Source organism: Archangium violaceum Cb vi76, from assembly GCF_000733295.1.
Lineage (GTDB): Bacteria > Myxococcota > Myxococcia > Myxococcales > Myxococcaceae > Archangium > Archangium violaceum.
Genome location: NZ_JPMI01000042.1, coordinates 34,662 through 41,796 on the forward strand (window position 1 = coordinate 34,662; position 7,135 = coordinate 41,796).

Annotated in this window: 5 protein-coding genes; all 5 read left to right on the plus strand. The window is 69.7% G+C overall.

Annotated elements, in window-relative coordinates; all coding sequences use genetic code 11:
- Positions 1-10: 10 nt before the first annotated feature.
- Positions 11-970: a hypothetical protein gene (locus tag Q664_RS07180; RefSeq protein WP_043391342.1), complete on the plus strand. Its 960-nt coding sequence runs from the start codon at positions 11-13 to the stop codon at positions 968-970.
- Positions 971-1,176: 206 nt separating this feature from the next.
- Positions 1,177-2,751 carry an adenylate/guanylate cyclase domain-containing protein gene (locus Q664_RS07185; protein WP_235216587.1) on the plus strand — a complete coding sequence of 525 codons (1,575 nt, stop codon included), beginning with the start codon at positions 1,177-1,179 and terminating at the stop codon, positions 2,749-2,751.
- Positions 2,748-4,706, plus strand: coding sequence for a serine/threonine-protein kinase (locus Q664_RS07190; RefSeq protein WP_043391347.1), 1,959 nt, complete (start codon positions 2,748-2,750; stop codon positions 4,704-4,706). Before Q664_RS07185 ends, Q664_RS07190 begins: the two co-directional genes overlap by 4 nt.
- Positions 4,707-4,867: 161 nt before the next feature.
- Entirely contained in the window at positions 4,868-5,767 is a 900-nt protein-coding gene (locus tag Q664_RS07195; protein ID WP_043391349.1) for a hypothetical protein, read from the plus strand.
- 426 nt (positions 5,768-6,193) lie between these two features.
- Positions 6,194-7,135: hypothetical protein (locus tag Q664_RS07200; protein WP_052517778.1), on the plus strand; the 942-nt coding region annotated here is incomplete at its 3' end.

Sequence of the window (7,135 nt, forward strand, 5' to 3'; positions counted from 1 at the left end):
GCCGCGTCCCATGAGACTCCTTCCCCTGCTCGCCCTGCTGACGGCCACCGGCTGTGCCTCGACCCTGTCCACCATGCAAACGGCGAAGCCGCTCGCCCGGGGCCAGTTCCAGGTCTCCGGCGCGGTGGGCGTCTTCGCCCCGGTGGGCCAGCTCGGCTCGCTGCTGGATGAGGGCATCACCCAGGGCAAGGAGATCCGGGACGCCATCGACTCCGGCCAGCCCTACCACCTGGAAGAGGCGGAGGCCCAGCGGCTGCTCGGCGTGGGCATGGCGCTGGCGGTGGCCCCTCCGGGTCCGGCCAACGAGCTGATGATCCGCACCGGCCTGCTGGAGTCCAACACCCTGGATCTGGGCCTGCGCCTGAGCACCACCTCGCTGCGCTTTGACGGCAAGGTGCGCCTGGCGCACGGCGGCGATCCCGACGACTCCCTCCTGCCGGACTACCAGCGCAAGTCGTACGACCTGGCCATTGGCGTGGGCTACTCGCGTCACGTCTTCAAGAGCCCCGTCCTGGACGCGCTGGAGATCGTGAAGATCGACGAGTTCTCCCGGTGGGATCTGGAGGTCCCCGTCTACCTGAGCATGGACCTGGGAGACATCTTCAAGGTGTACGCGGCCCCCAAGTACATCTACAGCCGCACCTCGCTGGACTCGCGGCTGGTGAACGCCTCCCAGTCCGGCCAGGACGTGACGGGCTTCGACCTGTCCCTGCCGTCCGAGGTGTCCAGCCACTTCTACGGCGCCAGCGTGGGCTTCGCCCTGGGCTTCAGGTACGTCCACCTCTATGCCGAGCTCACCGGCGGCTACACCGACTGCCGCCCCGTCGTCTTCGGCCAGCGGCGAGATCTGGGGGGGGTCACCCTGTACCCATCCATTGGCATCGCCTTCAAGAACCCCTTGCCGCTCGGCAGCCGGGCGTCCCGTTCCGAGACTCCGCCAGCCCCGCAAAACCCGGTTTCGGTTCCCTGAAGCGGCCTTCCAGGCGGGCGTCCGTGGCCGTTCCGGCGCTCCATCGGCTCTGGTAGTGTCCCGCCGGTTCCGTCGAAGTCCGGACCGTCGAGGTCTCGCGCGTGAGTCAAGGTTCCACCCAATCCGCAAAGTCCCTCAACCCGAGGGGGCCGCACCTCAAGGGGCGGTTCCCGGATGGAACGACCGGGGATTACCCCCTCGGAGACATGACGACCCTGGGCCGCCACCCGTCCAACACGGTGCGGCTGGTGGATCGCGAGGTGTCCAAGGAGCACGCCACCATCGAGCGGATGGGGCGCGACTTCATCCTGCGGGATCTGGGCTCGTCCAACGGCACGTTCGTCAACGGGCGGCGCGTGGCGGAGCTGCGGTTGCGGGACGGGGATGAGATCAGCCTGGGCACCTCCAAGCTCGTCTTCCACACCGGGGAGCCGGTGGCGGCCTCCGCTCCGCCCGTGCCGGGCCCCAGCGCCGTTCCGGGACGGGCGGCGCCCCGGGTGACGGTGGTGGCGCAGTCGCACTCCATCCCCGCGTTCCTCGCGCAGATGGATCAGCAGGTGCCGCAGAACTTCCGGCCCGCCGAGCAGATCCAGGAACTGGCCACCCTCAAGCGCGAGTACGAGAAGCTGCGCATCGCCTACGAGTTCCACCGCCAGGTGAGCCAGCAGGGCAAACAGGCGGACCTCTTCGAGCAGATCCTCTCGGTGGCCTTCCAACTGCTGGCGGCGGACCACGGCGTCATCCTCAAGCCGGGCGCGGACGGCCAGTTCAACGCCGTGGCGATGAAGCACCGGCAGGGCAGCCAGCCCAACGTGATGGTCTCCGACACCGTGCTGCAGAAGGTGGCCGAGACGAAGAAGGGCGTGCTCACCGCGGACGCCATCATCGACGAGCGCTTCTCCTCCTCGGAGAGCATCGTGGCGCAGGGCATCCGCTCGGCCATGGCGGTGCCGCTGCTGGCCAAGGGCAAGCTGGAGGCGGTGCTGTTCCTGGACTCGCGCCAGCAGACCAACGCCTTCTCGGAGAAGGATCTGACCATCCTCTCGGGCATCGCGGCGCAGGCGGCCATCGCCCTGGAGAACGCGGCGCTGGGCGAGCAGATTCAAGCCGAGGCCATCACCCGCGCCGAGCTCAGCCGCTTCCTGTCGCGCGCGGTGGCCGAGGCGGTGATCCGCGGCGAGACGGAAGACCTGCGGCAGAGCCGGCTGGCGGAAGTGACGTGCCTGTTCGCGGACATCCGCGGCTTCACCACCCTGTCGGAGAACGAGTCTCCGCAGGAGGTGGTGTCCATGCTCAACGAGTTCTTCACCCTGATGGCGGGCGTGGTGTTCCGCCACGAGGGGAACCTGGACAAGTTCATCGGTGACTGCGTGATGGCGGTGTGGGGCCCTCCCTCGCCGCACTCGGACGATCCGGCGCGGGCGCTGCGCGCGGCGCTGGAGATGCAGGACGCGGTGGAGGTGCTCAACGGCTCTCGCATGGCGGCGGGCAAGCGGCCCATCGAGGTGGGCATTGGCGTGAACACCGGCCAGGCCGTCGTGGGCTACATGGGCAGCACCGAGCGCCATGAGTTCACCGCCATTGGCGACACGGTGAACACGGCCTCGCGCCTGTGCGGCCTGGCCCGGGGCGGCGATGTGGTGGCCAACCAGAGCACCGTGCAGAAGGCCGGCACCGGCTTCGAGGTGGAGCCGCTGCCCGTCACCCAGGTCAAGGGCAAGGAGAAGGGCGTCCAGGCGTTCCGCGTCCTCGGGTTGGAGATCACCAACTCCCAGCGATGAAGACCCTGAACTGCCCCAGCTGTGCGCGTACGCACGACGTGAGCGGCCTCGCGGAGGGTCACGAGGTGGCGTGTGCTTGTGGTGCCCGCTTCCCGGTGCGGACCGCGTCTGCCTCCGAGCTGGAGCCCGTGCTGTCCGCGCCCACGCTGGTGCGCCCCTCGTTGCCCGTGCCCGCGGTGGGGACGGCGCTGGAGCTGCGGGGGCAGGAAGGGGAGAACACGTCCCTGGGTGGCGCGGTGGAGCTGCCGGGCTACGAGCTGGTGCGCGTGCTGGGCCGGGGCGGCATGGGCGAGGTGTGGCTGGCCCGGCAGAAGTCGCTGCACCGCATGGTGGCGGTGAAGGTCCTGCCGCCACGGCTGGCGAAGGATCCCGAGTTCGTCACGCGCTTCGACAAGGAGGCCACGGCGCTCGCGGCGCTCAACCACCCCAACATCGTGCAGATCATCGATCGCGGGGTGGCGGGGGACCACTACTACTTCGTGATGGAGTACGTGGAGGGGCGCTCGCTGCGCGACGTGATGCGCGAGCTGTCACCTCCCGAGGCCCTGCGCGTGGCGCTGCAGGTGGCGCGGGCCATCGAGAGCGCGCACGACAAGGACATCATCCACCGCGACCTGAAGCCGGAGAACATCCTGCTGGACGGGCGCGGGCTCGTGAAGGTGGCGGACTTTGGCCTCGCGGGCATCCGCCGGCCGGACTCGCGGCTGCAGCTCACCGCCACGTCGGTGGCCATGGGGACGCTCAACTACATGGCCCCGGAGCAGCGCCGGGACGCGAAGAACGTGGACGGGCGGGCGGATCTGTTCTCGTTCGGCGTGGTGCTCTACGAGATGCTCACCGGCGAGATTCCGGTGGGGCGCTTCAAGCTGCCGTCCGAGCGGGTGCAGGGGTTGGACTCGCGGGTGGATGAGATCGTGGCGCGGCTGCTGGAGAACGAGCCCGAGGCCCGCTACCCGAAGGCCGCGGAGGTGTGCCAGGCGCTGGAGGGGCTCGTGTCGAGCACCTCGCTGCCGCCGGGGGCACTGCGGGACCGGGAGGCGCTGAGCCCGGTGCGCAGCCGGCTGCGGTCGGGCTGGCGCACGGTGCGGGCGGTGCTCACGGTGCTGGGCGGCCTGGTGCTGATCTTCGCCGCGGCGAGGCAGATGCTGGGCCAGGCGGAGCTGTTTCGCTGGGGCAACCGGGTGCTGGTGCTCGGCATGTGGGGCCCCCGGTGGAAGGACGCGGGCAAGCCGTGGCCGGCCAACACGGATGGGGAGCTGTTCGTGTTCTCGAGGATGGAGGACCAGACGGACGGGAAGGTGCGGCTGCGGGTGGACTTCAAGGAGGGCAAGGAGGAGCTGAATGCCCACGCGGGAACGTGGACGCTGGAGAACGGGCGGCTCCACGTCATCCAGGGCGGCGATGAGACCACGGATGAGCAGTTGATTCCGCGCGCGTACCTGGCCCACCGCTACTTCTCCAGCGACGACTTCTCCATCGAGGCGCAGATGAGCGTGGCCTCCCTGGACAAGGGCTACATCCAGGAGCCGGACGCGCAGCATTTCGCCGAGCTGTCCTACCGGGTGACGGGGCTGCAGGTGTCCGTCTTCGCCATCCCGGAAGCGGGGATGCGGCTGGGCTGGAAGTACACCACGCCCGAGGGAGAGGTCGTGGCGGGCAACAGCGCGCAGGACGTGGAGAGCCTGGTGCAGGATGAGACGCCCGTGCCCTCGGGCTTCTTCCGCGTGAAGCTGCAGATCAAGAAGAAGAAGAACGGCGTGGACGTGACCGGGTATCTCAACGGTGCCTCCGAGCCCTTCGCGTCCAAGTTCCTGGCGGGATTCCCGGGGAGCTCGGCGAAGGTGGCGGTGGGGTGCCGCAACCTGGTCTGCACCTTCGACGACGTGGTGGTGCGGGGCATCCAGACGAAGAAGTCCGCGCGCACCAACAAGGTGGCGGAAACCCAACAGGAGTGACGGGAGGACTCGTCCTGGAGGACGAGTCCGCGTCCGGGGGTGCACGGGAGTCTGCGCCCGGTGTGCTCTTGCCGAAGGCGGGAGGCGTCTCCACCTTTGGCCGGGCCGCGGTCCATCCGTGAGCGCGAGCCGCGGTGTGGACTCCGGGTCGAGGGGGAGCCATGGACTTGCGGTGGGCATTCGCCCCGCTGTACGCGGCGGGCCTGGGTGCACTGGTGGTCGCGGCGTTCGCCTTTGGACGCAAGGACGCCCGGGCCTTCATGCCGCGCTGGCCGATGGCGTGGTTCGGGCTGCTGGCGGTGCTCTTCGCGCTCGTCGCGCTGCGCTACCGGGCCGGTCCCTTCATGTGGGTGTCCCCGGGAAAGCTCGGTGACGGGCTGGGCCTGACGTTGCTGGTGGTGGCGGCGGGGCTGGCGGTGCTGGGCTCGAGGATCTGGGTGCGCGCGGATGCGCTGCGGGCCGAGGCGCCCCGGCGCATCGACGAGGGCGTGGCGGAGCTGCGCGCGGGGCGCTCGCCGGGGTGGGGCGTGTACCGGGGCCGGCTGGCGTCGAGCGAGCAGGTGACGTCCCCAGGCGGCGTGGTGTGCGCCTTCTACGAGGCGGAGTTGCGCGGCGTCATGCCGGACGGGAGCAAGGGTCCGCTGCTGTCGATGGAGCGGGCGTACGCGCCGGTGCTGCGGGTGAGGGGAGAGCGGGCGGAGGCGGCGGTGAGCTTCTCGCCGGAGCTGCTGCTGGCGCCGGTGCGCATCCTCCGTTGTCAGCTGAGCCAACCCCTGGCGGAGACGGGCACCGGCGTGCCGGCGGAGGGCCAGGGGGTGGAGGAGTCGCTCTCGTACGAGCGGGTGGGGCGGCTCGGCGAGGAGTGCCTGGTGGTGGGCGAGCTGCGGCGGGGGCCGGTACCGGGCGTGTACGAGCTGCGTGGGAAGCAGGGAGGCCCGGCCATGGTCATCCTGGGCAACGCGGGCGAGGGCACGGGCTCGGTGCTGGCACGGCGGGCCTGGAAGCTGTTCGCGCTGGCCGGAGGGCTCACGGTGGCCGCGGCCTGGGTACTCGCGGGCTGAGGCAATCTGCCCCTCGGGGGTGCTTTGCCCCAAAGGGCGCGCTCCGGGGCGCTGTTACCGACCGTAACAAAGGTTACGAATCCACACTGGACGCGGCGCGACAGCGTGGGTCGGTCAGAGTGTGGGTTCTATGGTACGGACGTTGCGTTCACAGCGTCCAGGCACCCATTGACCCCACAACCCCAGGGAAGCCATGAAGAATGCTCGACTTGCCGTACTGCTCGTCTCGGGGGGACTCTGCTCGGCCACCACCGCACTGGCCCAGACCCCCACCCCCGGCACGGGCGACGCCACCCCGCCGTCCGCCACGCAGCCCGCCCCGACTCCGACGCCCCCCCGGCTGCCCCGCCAGCTGACACCAAGGACGAGAACCTCTTCCGCTTCTACGGCATCCTCACGCCTCGCTTCGTGGCGGCCACCGGAGCGATGGAGTCCTTCAGCCAGCCCAACGAATCCGCCGTCACCGCCGCGGGCAACCCCGTCGTCGCCAACTTCCCGGACTCGGCCCGCCACTCCTTCCAGGTGGCGCAGTCGCGCCTGGGCTTCTGGCTCAACGAGAAGGGACCCCTGAGGGCTCAGGTCGAGATCGACTTCGTGGACTTCACCAAGGCCACGCCCACCGTGGCCAGCCTGCCCCGCCTGCGCATCGCGCACGTGGACTACACCATCGCTCCCGGCCACAGCGTGTCCCTGGGGCAGGACTGGGATCTGCACGCCCCCCTCAATCCGCATGGCATCAACCTGGTGGGCGGGCTCTTCCAGGCGGGTAACACCGGCTTCATGCGCCAGCAGTTCAAATACTTCTACACCACGCCGGGCTTCGAGCTGGGCGCGGCGGTGGGCTTCCCCGCCCCCAACGTCGGGCCCAAGGACGTGGGCTTGGAGATTGGCGCCCTGCCCACCCTGGCCGTGCGCGGCGCCTTCAAGTTCGGCAAGAGCCGGGCCGGTGTCTCGGCGCTCGCCACGCGGATTCCCTTCAACTTCAAGGCCGTGGATGAGCGCTACGCCGCCGCCTTCGCCACCGCGCTCTTCTCCGAGCTGTCGCCCACCGACAACACCAACATCCGGGTGGAGCTCAACTTCGGGCAGAACTCCGCCAACCTGGGCATGCTGTCGCTGTCCCAGGGCCGCGCCGCCACGGACGTGCAGGACATCGGAGGTTTCATCTCGGTCCGCCAGGTACTGACGGGCATTCACGCCGTCTATGGCATGGCGGGCTACCAGAAGGTGCTCGACTCCTCGAAGGTGGTGCCCAGCTACGACACGCCCGCCACGGGCGGCGCCACCCTCTCGGGGAGCGGTCCCGGCATGTTGCACAACGGCACGGTGCGCGTGGGCTATGAGATCAAGCCCGAGCGTCGGCTGGCC

What these genes read in the sequence shown, in the direction of transcription:
- Q664_RS07180 (WP_043391342.1), top strand. Translation starts at nt 11, where the DNA reads ATGAGACTCCTTCCCCTGCTCGCCCTGCTGACGGCCACCGGCTGTGCC.
- Q664_RS07185 (WP_235216587.1), top strand. Translation starts at nt 1,177, where the DNA reads ATGACGACCCTGGGCCGCCACCCGTCCAACACGGTGCGGCTGGTGGAT.
- Q664_RS07190 (WP_043391347.1), top strand. Translation starts at nt 2,748, where the DNA reads ATGAAGACCCTGAACTGCCCCAGCTGTGCGCGTACGCACGACGTGAGC.
- Q664_RS07195 (WP_043391349.1), top strand. Translation starts at nt 4,868, where the DNA reads ATGGACTTGCGGTGGGCATTCGCCCCGCTGTACGCGGCGGGCCTGGGT.